This is a genomic window from Paraburkholderia sp. MPAMCS5 (genome assembly GCF_036016995.1).
GTDB lineage: Bacteria > Pseudomonadota > Gammaproteobacteria > Burkholderiales > Burkholderiaceae > Paraburkholderia.
Map to the genome: position 1 here is coordinate 162,888 of NZ_JAYXBK010000012.1, position 17,229 is coordinate 180,116.

Here is a 17,229-nt window from a genome sequence, read left to right on the forward strand (position 1 = left end):
CCGCACCGGCAGGCCGCGCGCCGCGCGCCCGGCGCTTTGAGCGCGCGTCGCTTGCCCTGGCCGGCTTGAAGAGGGATGCATCCTGATGTCGTCAGTTTTCTTTGATCGGGAACGGATTGCAGAATGGCTCGGGGACCACACCGTCGCCAAGGCGCGCGCGGTGGGCCCCGTCAGCCATGTGCAGTGGCACGGCGCCACGCTGACGGGCGACGTCCAGGGCAGCCAGCCGCAGCCCTACAAAACGCGCGTGCGTTTCCGGACGGACGGCGCTTTGCCGTGGGCGCAAAGCGACTGCACGTGTCCGGTCGGCCGCAACTGCAAGCACGTGGCCGCGCTACTGCTCGCCGAGCTGGAGTATCACGACGAGATGGACCACATCGTCCGTGTGGATGACGAGGCACGCGACGACCGCGCCGCCGTGCTCGCCAGATCTGCGCCGTCCGAACGCGGCGATACCGGGCCCGATATCGAGCACGAGCCCGAGCACGGGCCCGAACTCCGTTCGAACGTGCGTCCCGAACTGGTGAGCTGGCTGGAGCGTTTTCGCGCGCGCGCCGAAGCCGCCGATGTCGAAGCCCGCAAGTCCGCCGCGGCGCGCACCGAGACGCTCGTCTACCGGCTGCACTGGTCCGACTTCCACAAGCGGCACGAGGTCATGCTGTATCGCGCGCGCTGCCATCCCGACGGCCGGATCGTCGAAACCGGCGAGACCTGGGGCAATGTCGAAGCGGCGCTGCTCAAGCAGCCGCGCTTCGTTTCAGACGAAGACCTGTCCATTCTGCGCGGCCTGTGGCTGGGCCGTTCGCGCGAAGACTTCGGGCAATTCGTGCTGCGCGGCACGAGCGGCGCGGAGACGCTGCACAAGCTCATCGCGACTGGCCGGCTCTTTTTCGACTTCAAGGCCGCGCCCGGTCACGACGGCCCCGCGCCGCTCGCGCGCGCGGCCGACCGGCCGGGACGCATCGAATGGGAACCGCTTGCCGACCAGCGGCTGCGCCCCGTGCTGCGCACCGAGCCGCGCGCCAGCATGGTGCTGCCGACCGAGCCGGTCTGGTACGTGGACGGCGTGGCGAACGAGGCAGGCATCGTGCGCTCGTCGCTGCCGTTTCAGCAATTGCCCGATTACCTCGCGATGCCGCCTATTTCGCTTGCCGAAGCGCCGCTCGTCGCCTCGGTGCTGCGCGAGGTCGCGCCCGATTTGCCGCTGCCGCCCACGCACGACGCTTCCGCGATCCGCGTGATCGATGTCGAGCCCGTGCCGGTGCTCACGCTGAACAGCCACGCGCTGCCGTCGGCGGGAAGGAGCAAAGGCAAGGGCGAAGCGGTGGAGCTGGCCGGCGTGAGTTTCGACTACGACGGCGTCAGCATCAACGCGGATAGCAGCGTGACGCTGGTGCCGGTGCCGCGCGGCGACGTGATCCATATTCGCCGCCGCTACGAGGTCGAGAAGAAGCGCCTGCTGGAATTGCGCAAGAGCGGCTTGCAGAAAGTACCGACGAGCCGCGTGTTCGCGTCGCGTCTGCTGCCCGACACCATGCTCGGTCTGCCCGATGCCGACGCGTGGTCGGCGTTCGTCACCGACGCCGTGCCGGATCTCGTCGGAAAAGGCTGGCGCGTCACGATGGCGCCTGAGTTCCGTTACAACGTCATCGAGATCGATGCGATCGACGGCACCGCGCATCAGGCGGGCGACGGCTGGTTCGATCTGGAAATGGGCATCCGCATCGGCGAGCGCAATGTGCGGCTCGAACCGCTGCTGGCCGATCTGTTCCGGCGCGACCGGCGCTGGCTCGGCGGCGCGCTCGAAGCGATTGCGGACGACGAGCCGATCGAGCTGAAAACCGAGGAGAACAAGCGTTTGCGGCTGCGTGCGGACCGTCTCAAGCCCGTGGTGCGCGTGCTGGTCGATCTGTTCGACTCGCTCGGCGGCGCGTTGGCCGAGGGCGCGCCGCTGCGCGTGCCTTCCGTCGACGCAGGCCGTCTTCAGGCGCTGAACGATACCGGGCGCTGGCAATTTCGCGGCGACGATTCGATCCGCGAACTGGCGCAGCGTCTGCAAGCGGGTCCGGGTTTGCGCGAGGCGCCCGTGCCTCGCGGCCTGCGCGCGGAATTGCGCGCGTATCAGCAGCAAGGGTTGAACTGGATGCAGTATCTGCGCGAGCAGGGTCTCGCCGGAGTGCTCGCCGACGACATGGGTCTCGGCAAAACCGTGCAGACGCTTGCGCATATTCTGGCCGAGAAAGAAGCGGGGCGGCTCGACCGTCCGGCGCTGATCGTCGTGCCGACCACGCTCGTGCACAACTGGCGCGAGGAAGCGCGGCGTTTCGCGCCCGAACTGACAGTGCTGGTGCTGAACGGCCCGCAGCGCAAGGAGCGCTTCGAGCAGATCGGCGGCCACGAACTCATTCTCACGACGTACGCGTTGTTGTGGCGCGATCAGAAAGTGCTCGCCCAACACGACTACCATCTGCTGATTCTCGACGAGGCGCAGTACGTCAAGAACGCCACCACGAAGGCCGCGCAGGCGATCCGCGGCTTGCGCGCGCGGCATCGGCTGTGTCTGACGGGCACGCCGCTCGAAAATCACCTGGGCGAACTGTGGTCGCAATTCGATTTCCTGCTGCCGGGCTTTCTCGGCAGTCAGAAGGACTTCACGCGCCGCTGGCGCAATCCGATCGAAAAAAACGGCGACGGCGTGCGCCGCTCGCTGCTCGCGCGCCGCATCCGGCCATTCATGCTGCGGCGTCGCAAGGACGAGGTCGCGAAGGAACTGCCGGCCAAGACGACGATTGTGTGTTCCGTCGATCTCGAAGGCGCGCAGCGCGATCTGTATGAAACCGTGCGCGCGGCGATGCAGGAAAAGGTGCGCGCCGCCGTCAGCGCGCAGGGGCTCGCGCGCAGCCACATTATCGTGCTGGATGCGTTGCTGAAGCTGCGCCAGGTCTGTTGCGATCCGCGTCTCGTGCGCGTGCTGAATAGCAGCGGCGAGACCGATGAAGCGGCATCCGGCCAAACCGCGAGGCCCGGGAAAGCCGAAAAAAACGCGCGCGGCATGCGCTCGGCCAAGCTCGATCTGCTGCTGTCGATGCTGCCCGAACTGATCGAAGAAGGGCGCCGCGTGCTGCTGTTCTCGCAGTTCACGGGCATGCTGTCGCTGATCGCCGAGGCGCTCGACGAAGCCGCGATTCCCCATGTGATCCTGACCGGCGACACGACCGACCGCATCACGCCGGTCGAGCGTTTCCAGCACGGCGAAGTGCCGCTCTTTCTCATCAGCCTGAAGGCGGGCGGCGTGGGCCTGAACCTGACGGCCGCGGACACCGTGATTCACTACGACCCGTGGTGGAATCCGGCCGCCGAGAATCAGGCGACCGACCGCGCGCATCGTCTGGGACAGGAGAAGCCGGTGTTCGTCTACAAGCTGATCGCGGCGGGCAGCATCGAGGAAAAAATCGTGGAATTGCAGGAGCAGAAGGCCGGACTCGCCGACAGCATTCTCTCCGAAGACGCCGCCGGCGCCGCCAAGTTTTCCGACGACGACATCGACGCGCTATTCGCGCCGATGCCCGAGATAGAAGGCGGGCGATGAAGCCGCGGTTCGCCTCGGCGCGCATCCGTCGCGATTCGTCGTGACATTGAATATCAGCACATGTGACTTGCCTTTGTTCAAAGGCGTCACAAATCGTCAAGGAATGCAGAGTTTCTCTTGATGCCGTCAACGGTTCTTTCCGGCACTCGTTGAACACGCGACCCACAATCGGTCAGTCAACGTACACGTAAAGGAAATTACCGTCATGAACAAGCAACTTCTCGCCGCCGCCGTCGCCGGTCTGTTCTCGATCGCCGCTTTCGCGCAAGCGTCCGCACCGGTCGCCACTGCGGCGCCCGCCGCCGAAGCGTCGCAAGCCGTTGCCGCTTCGCACGAAGCAAAGCCGGCCGCCAAGCACCATCACGCGAAGAAGCACACGAAAAAGCACAAGCACGCGCACAAGCATGCGGCATCGGCTGCTAGCGCCGACGAAAGCGCCGCACCCGTAGGCGACGAAGCAGCGCCGGCCAAGCCGTAAGTCTCGCGCCGGTTAGTCAACCGGTGAAGAGGCGGGCCGATGCGTGCATGTCAACACGTGTGCAACATCGGCCCACACTTCGCCCTGTATCTGTTCCGCACATAGCGGCGAACCTCTAAGCCGTTTAGTTATCGACGGTGAGGGCGGCGGCGACCGGCATCGCTTCGATTGCAATGCTCGTTGCCCGTCACGCCGCGCGAGGCATCACAAGTGCCGAAACGCCGCTTCGTCGCATCACGAATTCCTGCCTCTCTCCAATGAAAATCTGTATGCCCCGATGCGCCGACACGGCCATTCCGATCCTGCTCGCGTTCTCACTGGCGGCCGCGCTCAGCGGCTGCTCGCTGCCTTCGTGGGGCGCGCCGCTGCAATCGCGCAACGAGTCGCCGACCAGCGATTCGTCGGCCGATCCGATATCGGCGTGGACTAACGGCAGCGGCACCGGCACCGGCAGCGGCACCGGCAGCGTGCTTGCCGCGTCGGGCGAACCGGCGGTCGCCGCAGGGTTCTATCGCGTGAATCGAGGCGATACGCTGACGGCCATCGCGCACGAGTTCGGCCACGATGTTTCGTCACTCCGGCAGTGGAATCATCTGCCCGCGGGCGGCGCGGTACTCGCCGGACAGATGTTGCGTGTCGGGCCTCCCGCGCCGCCCGAGAGCGCGCCGGCGGCAACGGCCACGCATGCGGCCGCGGCGGCGGAAAAGCGCGTGGACACAGCTTCCGCTGCATCCCGCGCAGCTAAAGCAAGGCTCGCGTGGCCTGTTGACGGCGCTTTGAAGGGCGCGTTCGTCGCCGGAAAAACCCGCGGGATCACGATCGCCGCTCGCGCCGGAGAGCAGGTGAAAGCGGCCGCGAACGGCAAGGTCGTGTACGCGGGCGGCGGCATGACGTCGTATGGCCGGCTGATCATCATCAAGCACGACGCGCATCTGCTGACTGCTTACGGCAACAACCAGGCGCTGCTCGTCAAGGAGGGCGCGCTCGTCAAGAAAGGGCAGCCGATTGCTCAGGCGTCGGCGGCCACGGGCGACGCGCTGGTGAACTTCGAGGTGCGCGACGACGGCAAACCCGTCGATCCGCTCAACTACCTTCCCAATCATCGCTAAGCAGGCCATCAAGCGCCGCTGTGAGGCCACGAAGGCCGCCGGCGTTTTCGCGGCATCGCCGCTTCCCACAACCGGACTCGATGCGGCGCGCTGCTGGATGCAACGCGCCGTGCGAGGCGACACTCATGATCCTTCGCTTGATTAAATCCAGCCGCTCTTTTTCAGCTTTATTGTCGATGACGCTGGCCGCCCTGACGCTTGCCGGTTGCGCGCAACCGGTGCTCGCGCCCACCGGGGCGAACGGCAACATGGCCGGTATGCGCACACTGGAAAGCGCCGCACAACGTCCGCCGCGGTCCGACACTCGTATCGACGAAAGCGCCGACATTGCGCGGCCCGAGTCTGCCGGAGAGCGCCAATCGACGGATGACGATTCGCCCATCGTCCCGGCGTGCGCCTGCAACAAGCGCTTTTCGCAGACGGGCGTCGCCTCGTGGTACGGCAACCTGTTCAACGGTCGCCGCACCGCGAGCGGCGAGCGCTACAACATGCACGCGATGACCGCCGCGCATCGCACGTTGCCGCTCGGCGCGTGCGTGCGGGTGACGGCGCTGGGCCGCGCGCGCTCGGTGGTCGTTCGCATCAACGATCGCGGCCCATTCACGCGCGGGCGGATCATCGATCTGTCGTATGCCGCCGCCGAGGCGCTCGGCGTGCGCGCGGCGGGCAGCGCGCCGGTCAGGCTCGAACACATTGCGCCCACGCGCGACGCGGGCGGCGCGCGTCGCTGCGGAGACGCGACAGCGTGAAAATCGCGTGAAAATCCACGTGCGCATTGAACCGTGCAGCCCGTGTCGGGTCGCAGCGCCTGCCGACTGTATCAATGCGGACTGTAACAAATCATCGCTGTCTGTAAATTGCTAACAGTGTGCGCTTTCGTCGTAACTTATTGATCCGGCACGCAATGCCGTGCTGGTGCGCCTTACCGGACGGTTCCCCGTAATAACTACCGCGCGCCTGGTTACAAAGGAAGTTCTTTCGTCTTGAGGAACCATTTCCCAGCGGTTACTTTTTGATTACTCGTGAGGGCAGCCCCTTCGAGCGTGTGATGTTTTTTGTACGGCGTCGTCTCACAGGACGACGCCTTTTTTTATACCCGCGCCCGCCGGTTCGGCGCGCATGGAAACTGGAGACCGGCAGCAGGCCGACGTGTACTACAGTTGTACCTACGACGCCTTCAACGGAGTCTCTTCCATGGATACGCATTCGATTCTGGGCCTGATTCACGCCGAAGAAGCCTTATTGGTGTCCATCGTACGGTCGCTGCCGCCGGACACACGGCGCGCGGTCGCGAACGATTTCCACGAACAGGTCCAACTGGCCGAAACCTCACATCTGAATCCGACAACCGACCGCGAAGCGAACGATGCGTTCAAGGCGCATGTCAGAAGGTTGTCGATCATGCTCGCGTCGCTGTCGTGAAGCAAAGTCGACAAGCGCGAGTCAGGCCTGCGAGCTCGCTGAACGCGCTCGTCGAGTGATCGCCATCGGGCACGAGGAAACGACATGACGCGAAGCACCCCGCGCGAGTTTTCGCTTGCCGCCTTGACCGTGCTGGAGCTGACGCCGCCGGAGATGGTCGAATGCGCGGCAGAGTCGGGCTACGACTACGTCGGCCTGCGCCTGTTGCCCGCAACGAATCAGGAAGTGCGGCACGACATCGTCGGCAATACGCCATTGACGCGTGCGACGCGGGCGCGCTTGCGCGATACCGGCGTCAAGGTGCTCGACATCGAGATCGTGCGGCTGAAACCCGGGACGCATGTCGCCGATTACCTGCCCATGCTCGAAACGGGCGCGGAACTCGGCGCGCGCTATGTGCTCGTGGCGGGCAACGATCCCGACGAAGCACGCATGGCCGAGCGGCTCGCGCAACTCTGCGACCTCGCGAAACCGCTCGGACTTTCGCCCTCGCTCGAACCGATGCCGTGGACCGAAGTGAAGGACATCACGCAGGGCGCCCGCGTCGTCAAGGCCGCGGGCCGCGGCAATACGGGGCTCGTCGTCGATCCGATTCACTTCGACCGCGCCGCTTCGTCAACGGAGGAACTCGCTGCATTGCCGCGCGAATACTTCGGTTACCTGCAGTTTTGCGACGCGCCCGCCGAGCGGCCGGCCGATCTCGACACGCTGCTCTTTCAGGCGCGCTGCGAGCGGATGATGCCGGGCGAGGGCGGCATCGACCTCGCTGGCATTCTGCGCGCGCTTCCCGGCGATTTGCCGCTTAGCATCGAAGTGCCGACGCAGCAGTGGGCGAAAAGCGCGGCCGCCGTCGAACGCGCGCGCAAGCTGCGCGAGGCGAGCCTGACTGTGCTTGCGCGGACCTACGCGGCCCGCTGATGCCAATCGAATCGATTGGCGGGTCAGCTTCACGCCATCCAGCACGGCAAGCGACGCAAGCGAAAGCCCTGCACGGTCGATGCTGACGGCAGCCCGCGGCTCGAACGCTGCGGGCGGGCTGTCGATCATTGCGACTTCGTGTCCGCGCGTCTTCGTAGCACGTCTGACGAAAACGCTCGACGCACTGCCGAGTTCGTCCGCGAGTGCCTTCGTCCCGTAGAATTCGTTATCAACGAAGTATTCGCGCAAGATGCTCGCGTTGATGACGCGCCGGACCTGGCGGCATCGCCAGTCGCGCAACCGCAGATTCACTCGCAGATTTACTCGCAGATTTACTGAGTTGTCGGCCACGGCAACTCGCAACTACTGACACCCCGACATGGAAATCTGGATTCAACCTTGCACCCGCTGCGCCGACCTCTACGGGCAGCCTGCCGTCGAACCTCCCCATCAAGACCTCACGTTCAACGGCGCGGGAGCGGTCAAGGATGAGCGCGTCGAGGAACACTACACCTGCGTCCGATGCCGGGCGGTGTTTGCGCGCATTCTCGCTGGGCCGCCCGAGCGGCAGATGTGGATGCTGCTGAACGCCGGTCAGCACTGACGCACAGGCCGGGCGCCGCTCGCCGATAGCCGGGCGGTTTGGATTCGGCTGGATTTTCAACTATGGTCAATGAGTTCGCGCTCGCGTGTCGGGCGCTGATCCCGGTGCTGCGTCAGAAAAGCGCTGAACGCCGGTTTCGTGCCGGAGGCGCGTGTGAATGCGACAGCCCTTCGGCATACCGACCCTATCGATGACCAGCGAGGTGACATTCATGCCGAAGATGAAGGCTGTACAGGTCGAATCCGCCGGAGGCCCCTTGCAGCTCGTCGAACGGGATATTCCCGAGCCGGGCGAAGGGCAGGTTCGCATCAAGGTTCAGGCGTGCGGAATATGTCACAGCGATTCGCTGACCAAGGAGGGACACTGGCCGGGTCTGCAATTTCCGCGCGTGCCGGGACATGAGATAGCCGGAGTCGTCGATGCGCTCGGGGCCTGCGTGGAAGGTTGGTCGCCCGGGCAGCGTGTCGGCGTCGGTTGGCATGGCGGCCATTGCGGCCGGTGCGCCCGCTGCCGTCAGGGCGACTTCGTCCTTTGCGAAAAAGCGCAGATGCCGGGCATCAGTTATGACGGCGGCTATGCCGAGTTCATCGTGGCCCCGGTCGAGGCGCTCGCCAGTATTCCTGGCGAGCTTGCCGACGCCGATGCCGCGCCCTTGCTGTGCGCGGGCATTACCACGTTCAACGCATTGCGCAATAGCGGCGCTCGGGCGGGGGATGTCGTGGCGATTCTTGGTATCGGCGGCCTCGGGCATCTTGGCGTTCAGTTCGCGAGCAAGATGGGCTTTAACACCGTTGCCATCGCGCGTGGGCAGGACAAGGCCGCGCTCGCGAAAGAACTCGGGGCTCATCACTACATCGACAGCTCCGCGCAAAATGTTCCGGAAGCGCTCGGCAAGCTCGGCGGCGCGCGGGTCATTCTGGCCACGGTCACGAGCGGCAAAGCCATGAGCGCCGCGATCGGCGGCTTGGGGTTGAACGGCAAGATGATCATGGTCGGCGTGTCGGAAGAACCCGTTGAGGTGCCCATTACGCAGTTCATCATGGGACGCCATTCGGTTCAGGGCTGGCCCTCGGGCACTTCCGCCGATTCGCAGGACACGCTGGCGTTCAGCGCGCTCTCCGGCGTCAAGCCGATGATCGAGGTGTTTCCGCTCGAACGCGCGGCCGAAGCGTATGACAGGATGATGAGCGGAGAAGCGCGTTTCCGTGTGGTGCTGAAAATGGCGTGAGGCGACGCGGGTCTGAAAACTGGTTACTTTGACGAAGGCGCTGCGCAAACGCGGTCCTTCGTTTTTTTTGCGTTGCCAATGATTTCGTCTGCGTGTCGCTTCGGTTCTATCCACCGGGCCTGGCAAAAGCGCCGTTCTTTTTCGTCGATCTGAAAAGGCCTTCGCACACGCATCTTTTTAATTATCGATGGTGCGTAATCGTCTTGGATATAGGTAATGCAACGGTCGTCTTTTTGTTATCGATTGACTGATAGCGTTCATCACATCGCCGAATATAGCTAGTGGCTGAATATTTACTTTCCACGTGCTTTCAGACATCAGACGGAGCCAATCGAATGGCGTGCTGAACAGCGTGAATAAGCGTGGCTGGGTGTGGCTGGGTGTGGCTGGGCGTGTCTGTTTGTAAGTAGCGTGGGCTACGCTAGAAGATGCTGACTGCTTCACACGCAATGCGTCAGTGCACGTTCAAATTCCAGGCGCACGGTAAGCGATTTACAGCTTGAGTTGGAGCGTCACATGAGACACGAATATGCGGGCTTCGAGCTAGCCGCCTTCTGGCTCCATGTCATTATCGCCGTGGTTCTGCTGATGTTCCTGATACGAGGGAAGAGTCCCGATCTCAAATCATGGCTGGAGGCCGGCGAAGAATCATTGACAGTCGAATTTTCCACGACTTCAATACTCTCCGAAGTGACGCCGCAGTCGTCCGTGACAGCTTCAACATTGAGCGGTTCGGCAAAGGTTGTCGCGCTGGCGCATCGGCAGGCCCGAGGTAGACCATAAATCGCAGATGAACACGACCGGCCCGGACCGCCCGCGATATAGCGATCGGACGGCTTGTCATGGTTAACCTTCCGTAGACCGCAAATACATCAGTTATCCTTAAGATGACGGGACTATAAAGCATTAGCGCACTGCGCCGGGTGCGTGGGCGGGGAATTCCGCAGACTTTTGATCAACCATAACTCAGATCGGAAAGCCCAGCCTCATGCCGCGTGAGCGGCCGAATCGATGGTTCGGAACAAGAACAGTACATTGATGGAGGTTACGATGCACTATCACGCGATACGTGCGGGATTCCGGCGCACTCTTCTAATCGTTGCAGCTGTCTTGCTGTATCCAGCCGCGACGCTGTGGGCACAAGTCCAGAGCCCGGCTGTCGTGCCGCCGCAGCAGGTCGTGGAGGGAATGACTTACGGTCAATGGTCCGCGGCATGGTGGCAATGGATGTTGGCGTTGCCCTTTGGCAATCAGCTTCCCAATCCCACGTTTTACGCCACCGGACAGTCTTGTGCAGCCGGTCAGAGCGGACCCGTCTGGTTTCTGGCGGAACCCGCCTATGGCACGCCGGACGTCGGAGTCATCGAACAATGCAAAGTGCCGGCCGGCCGTTACCTGATGGTGCCTTTGCTGAGCGCCGAGTGTTCGAGTCTGGAGACGGCGCCGAAGCTGCTTCCCAGTCCGTGCACCGACGACGCAAGTTGCAGGGTCTGCGCTAAGTCGCTCGCGGATTCTGTCCTTCCGCATAGTCTGCATGCCTCCGTCGACGGAATTTCCGTGACCGGCCTGCAAGAAAGGGCCAGCCTTTTTCGCGTTCAGTCGCCGCTGTTCTATTTCAGCGTCCCGCAGCGGAACTGGTTTGCGGACAGCGGCGCGGCGAGTACAGGCACCGGATATTCCGTGAGTGACGGCTATTGGCTGATCATCAGGCCACTGTCGCCGGGACGGCATACGGTTCATGTCGAGGCGGTGGCCATGCCCGGTTTTCTGGAGGACGTGACTTACCAGCTTTCAGTCGAAGGGCCCTGACGAGGGCGTTTTGTTGCGGAGACACCCTGCATGAAGTCAAGGCGCATCTCCCGAGTGCATTTGAAAGCCGGGCGCGGCACGCTACTATTGCAGTCAGCCGCCTTCGCCGACAACAACGACAAGCACTCGTCCGATGAACGTCAATATCGATCCGTCGCAGAAGTCCGATTCAGAGGTCCAGTCCTGGCTCGAAAAGCTCGGCCCCGGTTTGATCACCGGCGCCGCCGACGACGACCCCAGCGGCATCGCCACCTATTCGCAGGCGGGCGCGCAGTTCGGCTTCAACATGCTGTGGACGGTCATCATCACGTATCCGCTGATGGTGGCGATTCAGGTCATCAGCGCGCGGGTCGGCAGGGTCAGCGGTCATGGTCTTGCAACGAATATCCGGCGCCACTATCCGCCGTGGTTGCTGTACAGCGCGGTTCTGCTGCTGCTTGCCGCGAACACGATCAACATCGCCGCCGACCTGACGGCGATGGGCGCCGCAGTCAATCTGATCGTGGGCGGCCCGACACGGGTCTACACCGTCGGGCTCGGCTTGCTGTCCGTTTTTCTGCAAGTGTTCGTGCCGTACCGCAGCTATGTGAAGGTTTTGAAGTGGCTGACACTCGTGCTCTTTGCGTATGTCGCGACGGTATTTGTCGTGCGCATTCCGTGGCACACGGTATTGGCCACGATCGTCTTTCCGCATATATCGTGGACCAACGACTACATCACGACCGTGGTGGCCGTGCTGGGCACGACGATCAGTCCATATCTGTTCTTCTGGCAGGCGTCGCAGGAAGTCGAGGAGATGCGCGCTGAAACCGGCCAGCGGGCGTTGAAATATGCACCTGACCACGGGGCGTCCACTTTGCGGCGCATTCGCCTGGACACCTCGATCGGCATGGGCTTCTCGAACATCGTCGCGTTCTTCATTATCTTGACCACGGCCGCGACCTTGCACTCGCACGGCGTGACCGACATCCAGACTTCCTCACAGGCGGCGCAGGCTTTGAAACCGGTGGCCGGCGAATTCGCGTTCCTGCTCTTCAGCCTCGGGATCGTGGGGACCGGGCTGCTTGCATTGCCGGTGCTCGCGGGCTCGGCCGCGTATGCAATGGCCGGCACCTTCAACTGGAGAAACAGCCTCGCTTTAAAGCCGCAACTTGCAAAGCGCTTTTACGGAATTATCGTAGTCTCGACTTTGATCGGTCTCGTGATCAGCTTCACGCCAATCGACCCCGTGAAGGCACTCTACTGGAGCGCGGTGATCAACGGCGTCGTGTCGGTTCCGATCATGGTGCTCATCATGTTCATGGCGATGAATTCCGAGGTCATGGGCAAGTTCGTTCTTTCCATGCGATTGCGTGTCGCCGGATGGGCGGCGACGTGCGCAATGGCCGCCGCCGCCATCGCCATGTTCTGGTTGATGTTGGCTTCCTGAACCGGAAGCGATGGTCCGAGCGGCGAAAGAGAGCCTACCAAACCGGCATGGCGGCTCCTTATCGATGAGTACATCTTCCGCTTCGGCTCGATTGCAGAGTCAACCCATTCGTTAAGCAAAACAAAAACAATTGATGCGTCATTCCCCGATTCTTTCAGCGGTGACAGTACGTGAAAGAAAATGCAGGATTTGCGCGCTTGCGTCGAATGCGAGAGGCCCCTTTACTACCGCAGCGAAATTCACGGCCTCGCAACACTCTACGTGTCATATTCGTATGCAGACAGATTTGTCCGCTCGCTTGCCCAGCCGCATTGGCAACGCCATCTCCAGAGAACAATACATGCAAGCTCTTCTGCACTTTAACGCCGCGAGCTTTATCGACTCGATCATCAGTCTCGTCACGGGCTTTGTGCTGGGTTCTGTTATCGGCTATGAACGTCAATACCGTCAGCGCACAGCCGGATTGCGCACGAACACGTTAGTGGCGGTGGGCGCCGCGGCCTTCGTCGACATGGCGCATCAACTCAACGGCGCGCCGGGCGCGACCCAGGTAGCGGCCTATGTCGTGTCGGGCGTCGGCTTCCTCGGGGCGGGCACGATCATGAAGGAAGGTCTGAACGTGCGCGGGCTGAATACCGCGGCCACGTTATGGGGTTCGGCCGCCGTGGGCGCATGCGCGGGCGCGGGTCTGATTGCGGAGGCGGCGCTTGTCGCACTCTTCGTGCTGGCGTCGAATACATTGCTGAGGCCTGTGGTCAATTCGATCAACCGCAAACCGATTTCAGACCTGACAAGCGAAGTGACCTATCAACTGCGTGTGATCGTTGCAGGCGAGCAGCAGAAGCAGGCACGCGCAATGTTGGAGTCGCTGCTCGAACGCGCTAACTACCCGCTGGGCGATCTCGACGTCGAGCCGTTCGGCGACGAGGACGTGGAAATCGTGGCAACGTTGCTCTCTATCTCCGCCGACTCCGACGAGCTCGATCGCATTGTCCGGGATCTTGCCGCCATGCCGTACATTCGCCAGGCGTTCTGGAATCCGAGTACGACGGAATGACGAAACGGGCGCGATGCCCGTTGCCGGGCATCGGCGACCGTGGTCCGCAACATTTCATCCGATATGCGCAAGCACGATCAGCGTAAGCGTGACGACAATCGCTCCGCCGATGCGCGTGGCGATCTGCGCGAACGGCATCAGTTGCATGCGATTCGCCGCCGTGAGAATCGCCACGTCACCGGTGCCGCCCTGGCCGCTATGGCATGCATTTACGATCGCGGTGTCGATCGGGTACATCTTGAGCCGGCGGCCAACCAGAAAACCCGTGCCCATTAGGGTGGCCACCGTCGCGACGATCGTCACGATATTGGCGAACGTGAATGCGGCAATCAGCTTGTCCCACGGCGTCATGGCGACGCCGATCGCGAACAGCAGCGGGTACGTCACCGCGGTCGAAAAGAACTTGTAGACGACGAACGCGCCGTCCTGCAACTGCGGCGAGACCGCGCGCGCCAGCTTGACCAGCACGGCGAGAAACAGCATGGCGACAGGAGCGGGCACGCCGAAGAGATTGCGACACATCAGGCCGAGCAGGTACAGCGTGATCGCGGTAATACCGGCCGCCGCGATATGCGTGACATCGACATGGCCGCGGATCTCGTCTTCGACGGGGTCCATCTCGTCCGTTTCGCCGACTTGCAGGCGTCCCTCGCCGGTGAGATGCGGGAACCGCTTGCCGAGCATATCGAGCGCGCCGGCGAGAACAATCGCGGTGAGACTGCCGAGCATCACCGGCGGCAACACCTGCGCAAACAACTCGCCCTGCGGCAAATGCATGATCTCCGAATAGCCGACCGACAGCGGAATCGCACCTTCGCCGACGCCGCCTGCCATGATCGGCACGACGATGTAAAGCAGTGTATGACGCACGCCGAGTCCAAACGCGGCGCCGACCGCGATACCGACCATGCATGCGGCGATCGACCCGAGTGCGAGTGGCACGAAGATCTTGAGAAAGCCCTTGATCAGGAGCCGCCGGTCCATGCTGAGAATACTGCCCACGATGATCGACGCAATGAACAGATAAAGAAAGTTGGTGGACTTCGTAAACTCGATCGTGAGCCCGAGAATGGGCTTCGGCAACACGTGATAGTAAGTGAGCGCGGAAGGCACGAAGGTCGCGAAGATCGCGGCCGCGCCGATATTGCGCAGAATCGGCAGACGCTTGCCGATCTCGGCGCAAGTGAAGCCGAAGAACGCGAGCACCGCGATCGCCATTGAAATTTCGCCAGGCACTTTGCCGGTTACCGCAAAGCCGGTGATCAGCGCGAGCAGAACGAAATACACCGGCAACGGGATGATGCCGATTCTGTACTCCATCAGCTTCCACCAGCCTTCGGGCCAGAATCGCGTTGGCTGGTTCGACACCTGCGCGGGTGTTGGCGGCATTTGGTCGGGAGTATTTGGGGTCGTGGACACAGCGTGCCTCCTGGATTTGGCGGGCCGTCGGTGATTACCGGCCTCGCGATTCAATACGGTTTCTGCGGTAGCGTCCGCTAACTGACTGCGTGTGCGGCACAGCTAAACACATGCGCTTCACTATTTCTGTTATCGATGCGGATAACTAAGTAACGGAAGATATGTCCTGTCCGTGCTTCTGATGCGCCAGAGTGAAGACATCGACGCTCAGGTCGTTGTCGCTCGCGAATCGCATCACGAAGTCAAATGCGTCGGGGCAGAGATGCCGCAATTCGTACGCGATGCGCAGGCATTTGACGTCCTGCATCACGACCGGCATCGCGAGCCGTGCACCGACGCCGCGCTTGTCAGGACAGCGTTCGCTGACGAACAGCGCAATCACGCCGCTCAAGCGCTCGGCCCAGTCGCCTGGCCGGAAGACCTTGCGCTGCGACGTCACGCCGCGAATCAGAAAATGTTCAACGCCATCACTAGTCATGGTGCGGAAATCGCGGCTTGCGGGTCATTAAAGGTCGGCGTCGAAAGCACGATGGGTTTGGCCCGATCGATGGTGGAATTCTAGAAGAGTAGAACCTTCTGGACGCTTTCAATAGCCACAACTGATGATGCGGGTTTTCCATGATGCAATGCGGTAATCGCTACATTCATTGACTATGCGACGTGCATGCCGCTTATCGAACGGCAAACGATCAGTCAGGAATCCTGATGCAGAACTTTGGCCATCCAGGCGCTCTATCAGTCGGTCAATAGAAAGCGGCTCTTGCAGATTGCAATGCCTTTGTGCTTGCACGGAGAGTCAGTGCGCTCTCATGGAAATCCCCTAAGCAAAATGCGTTTCCGTGAAAGCGGCAGGAAGGATTGGACCTTTCATAATCGCGCCATCGATGCAAACAGGCAGCACTTCGCTGCCGACAATAATGGAGACTATCGATGCGACCGAAGTCCAGTGTGTTCCGTCATATAGCTATTGCTTCCAGCCTGTTGTTCAGCCTTGCCTCGCAGCACGCTGCAGCCGCGGATAGCGGCAAGATCACGATCATGGTGGGCGGCATCACCAAGCTGATCTATCTGCCGGCCCGCCTGACAGAACAGCTTGGCTACTTCAAGGACGAAGGACTGGACGTCGAATTGCTTTCCCAGCCCGCGGGCGTCGACGCCGAAAACGAATTGCTGGCGGGCGCGGTCCAGGCCGTTGTGGGCTTCTACGACCACACGATCGATCTGCAAACCAAGGGCAAGGACGTCAAGGCGATCGTCGTGTTCGGCCAGGTGCCGGGCGAGGTCGAAATGGTGTCGACCAAAGCAGCCGCTACGCTTAAATCCATGGGCGACGTCAAAGGCAAAACGCTCGGCGTGACGGGCCTCGGTTCGTCAACCAGTTTTCTGACGCAATACCTCGCCAGCCAACATGGCATCCAGTCGACGGAATACACGATGTTGCCGGTCGGCGCGGATGCGAGCTTTATCGCGGCGATCAAACAAGGCCGCATCGACGCGGGCATGACCACGGAGCCCACGGCGTCTGCGTTGCAGAAGTCCGGCGAAGCGAAAGTGCTGGTGGATATGCGCTCGGTCGAGGGCACGAAGGCGGCGCTGGGCGGCACCTATCCGGCGTCGAGTCTTTATGTGCAGGCCGCGTGGGCTGATTCGCACAAGGCCGAGGCGACCAAACTCGCGCATGCATTCGTTCGCACGATGCAGTTCATCCACACGCATAGCGCGGAAGAGATCGCCGCGAAGATGCCCGACGATTATCAGAAAGACAAGCCGCTTTACGTGAGCGCGCTGAAGGCTTCGCTGCCCATGTACACAGCGGACGGCAAGATGCCGGCAGATGGCCCGGCCACTGTGCTCAAGGTGTTGTCTGCGTTCAATCCGTCGGTGAAAGGCAAGCATATCGAACTCGGCAAGACCTATACGAACGAGTTTGTCAGCGGCAAATAAGTTGTGAGTGCGCGCATATCGCGTCACACAACACAGTACTCAATTTGAGGAGACGATCTTGAAACATAAGTATCTTTCGCTGGCGGTCGCGGCGGCTGCGTTCGGAGCAAGCGGTGCCTACGCGCAATCGAGCGTGCAGCTTTACGGCCTGATGGACCTGAGCGTCCCGACTTATCGCACGCATGCGGATGCGAACGGCAATCACGTCATTGGCATGGGCAAC

General features: G+C 62.1%; 15 protein-coding genes and 1 pseudogene. 14 read left to right on the forward strand and 2 right to left on the reverse strand.

The features are described from left to right. Positions 1–85: 85 nt before the first annotated feature. The 12 genes from VOM14_RS23780 (at position 86) to VOM14_RS23835 (ending at position 13,643) form a co-directional block, all read left to right on the forward strand. Positions 86–3,589, forward strand: coding sequence for a DEAD/DEAH box helicase (locus VOM14_RS23780; RefSeq protein WP_327631203.1), 3,504 nt, complete (start codon positions 86–88; stop codon positions 3,587–3,589). A 205-nt stretch (positions 3,590–3,794) separates the two neighbouring features. Continuing rightward, positions 3,795–4,067, forward strand: a complete 273-nt coding sequence (locus VOM14_RS23785) for a hypothetical protein (protein ID WP_327631204.1) — start codon at positions 3,795–3,797, stop codon at positions 4,065–4,067. Between the two features lie 269 nt (positions 4,068–4,336). After that, positions 4,337–5,176, forward strand: coding sequence for a peptidoglycan DD-metalloendopeptidase family protein (locus VOM14_RS23790; protein ID WP_327631205.1), 840 nt, complete (start codon positions 4,337–4,339; stop codon positions 5,174–5,176). 125 nt (positions 5,177–5,301) lie between these two features. Beyond that, positions 5,302–5,925, forward strand: coding sequence for a septal ring lytic transglycosylase RlpA family protein (locus VOM14_RS23795; protein WP_327631206.1), 624 nt, complete (start codon positions 5,302–5,304; stop codon positions 5,923–5,925). A 445-nt stretch (positions 5,926–6,370) separates the two neighbouring features. Further along, entirely contained in the window at positions 6,371–6,598 is a 228-nt protein-coding gene (locus VOM14_RS23800; protein ID WP_327631207.1) for a hypothetical protein, read from the forward strand. A gap of 84 nt (positions 6,599–6,682) precedes the next feature. After that, on the forward strand, positions 6,683–7,516 hold the full coding sequence (locus VOM14_RS23805) for a sugar phosphate isomerase/epimerase family protein (protein WP_327631208.1): 834 nt from the start codon (positions 6,683–6,685) through the stop codon (positions 7,514–7,516). A 379-nt stretch (positions 7,517–7,895) separates the two neighbouring features. Continuing rightward, the gene (locus VOM14_RS23810; RefSeq protein WP_327631209.1) at positions 7,896–8,120 is read left to right on the forward strand and encodes a hypothetical protein; all 225 of its coding nucleotides are present in this window, start codon (positions 7,896–7,898) and stop codon (positions 8,118–8,120) included. Positions 8,121–8,331: 211 nt separating this feature from the next. Then, the gene (locus VOM14_RS23815; protein WP_327631210.1) at positions 8,332–9,348 is read left to right on the forward strand and encodes an alcohol dehydrogenase; all 1,017 of its coding nucleotides are present in this window, start codon (positions 8,332–8,334) and stop codon (positions 9,346–9,348) included. Between the two features lie 516 nt (positions 9,349–9,864). Next, positions 9,865–10,131 carry a hypothetical protein gene (locus VOM14_RS23820; protein WP_327631211.1) on the forward strand — a complete coding sequence of 89 codons (267 nt, stop codon included), beginning with the start codon at positions 9,865–9,867 and terminating at the stop codon, positions 10,129–10,131. A gap of 267 nt (positions 10,132–10,398) precedes the next feature. Next, the gene (locus VOM14_RS23825; RefSeq protein WP_327631212.1) at positions 10,399–11,157 is read left to right on the forward strand and encodes a hypothetical protein; all 759 of its coding nucleotides are present in this window, start codon (positions 10,399–10,401) and stop codon (positions 11,155–11,157) included. Between the two features lie 133 nt (positions 11,158–11,290). Then, positions 11,291–12,586, forward strand: coding sequence for an Nramp family divalent metal transporter (locus tag VOM14_RS23830; RefSeq protein WP_327631213.1), 1,296 nt, complete (start codon positions 11,291–11,293; stop codon positions 12,584–12,586). Between the two features lie 340 nt (positions 12,587–12,926). Beyond that, entirely contained in the window at positions 12,927–13,643 is a 717-nt protein-coding gene (locus VOM14_RS23835) for an MgtC/SapB family protein (RefSeq protein ID WP_327631214.1), read from the forward strand. 54 nt (positions 13,644–13,697) lie between these two features. Here the strand turns inward: VOM14_RS23835 and VOM14_RS23840 are convergent, their stop codons facing one another. Then, positions 13,698–15,032 (reverse strand): 2-hydroxycarboxylate transporter family protein, encoded by a 1,335-nt coding sequence (locus VOM14_RS23840; protein WP_327631224.1) that lies wholly within the window; start codon positions 15,030–15,032, stop codon positions 13,698–13,700. Positions 15,033–15,207: 175 nt separating this feature from the next. Then, on the reverse strand, positions 15,208–15,540 hold the full coding sequence (locus VOM14_RS23845) for a DUF3579 domain-containing protein (protein ID WP_327631215.1): 333 nt from the start codon (positions 15,538–15,540) through the stop codon (positions 15,208–15,210). 452 nt (positions 15,541–15,992) lie between these two features. Here VOM14_RS23845 and VOM14_RS23850 point away from each other — a divergent pair, with 452 nt between their 5' ends. Continuing rightward, positions 15,993–17,006, forward strand: coding sequence for an ABC transporter substrate-binding protein (locus tag VOM14_RS23850; protein WP_327631216.1), 1,014 nt, complete (start codon positions 15,993–15,995; stop codon positions 17,004–17,006). A 58-nt stretch (positions 17,007–17,064) separates the two neighbouring features. Continuing rightward, positions 17,065–17,229 (forward strand): annotated as a pseudogene (locus VOM14_RS23855) (porin); the annotation flags it as partial.

Excerpts from the sequence above, each read along its gene's own strand:
- VOM14_RS23780 (WP_327631203.1), top strand. The coding sequence starts at position 86 with ATGTCGTCAGTTTTCTTTGATCGGGAACGGATTGCAGAATGGCTCGGG.
- VOM14_RS23785 (WP_327631204.1), top strand. The coding sequence starts at position 3,795 with ATGAACAAGCAACTTCTCGCCGCCGCCGTCGCCGGTCTGTTCTCGATC.
- VOM14_RS23790 (WP_327631205.1), top strand. The coding sequence starts at position 4,337 with ATGCCCCGATGCGCCGACACGGCCATTCCGATCCTGCTCGCGTTCTCA.
- VOM14_RS23795 (WP_327631206.1), top strand. The coding sequence starts at position 5,302 with ATGATCCTTCGCTTGATTAAATCCAGCCGCTCTTTTTCAGCTTTATTG.
- VOM14_RS23800 (WP_327631207.1), top strand. The coding sequence starts at position 6,371 with ATGGATACGCATTCGATTCTGGGCCTGATTCACGCCGAAGAAGCCTTA.
- VOM14_RS23805 (WP_327631208.1), top strand. The coding sequence starts at position 6,683 with ATGACGCGAAGCACCCCGCGCGAGTTTTCGCTTGCCGCCTTGACCGTG.
- VOM14_RS23810 (WP_327631209.1), top strand. The coding sequence starts at position 7,896 with ATGGAAATCTGGATTCAACCTTGCACCCGCTGCGCCGACCTCTACGGG.
- VOM14_RS23815 (WP_327631210.1), top strand. The coding sequence starts at position 8,332 with ATGCCGAAGATGAAGGCTGTACAGGTCGAATCCGCCGGAGGCCCCTTG.
- VOM14_RS23820 (WP_327631211.1), top strand. The coding sequence starts at position 9,865 with ATGAGACACGAATATGCGGGCTTCGAGCTAGCCGCCTTCTGGCTCCAT.
- VOM14_RS23825 (WP_327631212.1), top strand. The coding sequence starts at position 10,399 with ATGCACTATCACGCGATACGTGCGGGATTCCGGCGCACTCTTCTAATC.
- VOM14_RS23830 (WP_327631213.1), top strand. The coding sequence starts at position 11,291 with ATGAACGTCAATATCGATCCGTCGCAGAAGTCCGATTCAGAGGTCCAG.
- VOM14_RS23835 (WP_327631214.1), top strand. The coding sequence starts at position 12,927 with ATGCAAGCTCTTCTGCACTTTAACGCCGCGAGCTTTATCGACTCGATC.
- VOM14_RS23840 (WP_327631224.1), bottom strand. The coding sequence starts at position 15,032 with ATGCCGCCAACACCCGCGCAGGTGTCGAACCAGCCAACGCGATTCTGG.
- VOM14_RS23845 (WP_327631215.1), bottom strand. The coding sequence starts at position 15,540 with ATGACTAGTGATGGCGTTGAACATTTTCTGATTCGCGGCGTGACGTCG.
- VOM14_RS23850 (WP_327631216.1), top strand. The coding sequence starts at position 15,993 with ATGCGACCGAAGTCCAGTGTGTTCCGTCATATAGCTATTGCTTCCAGC.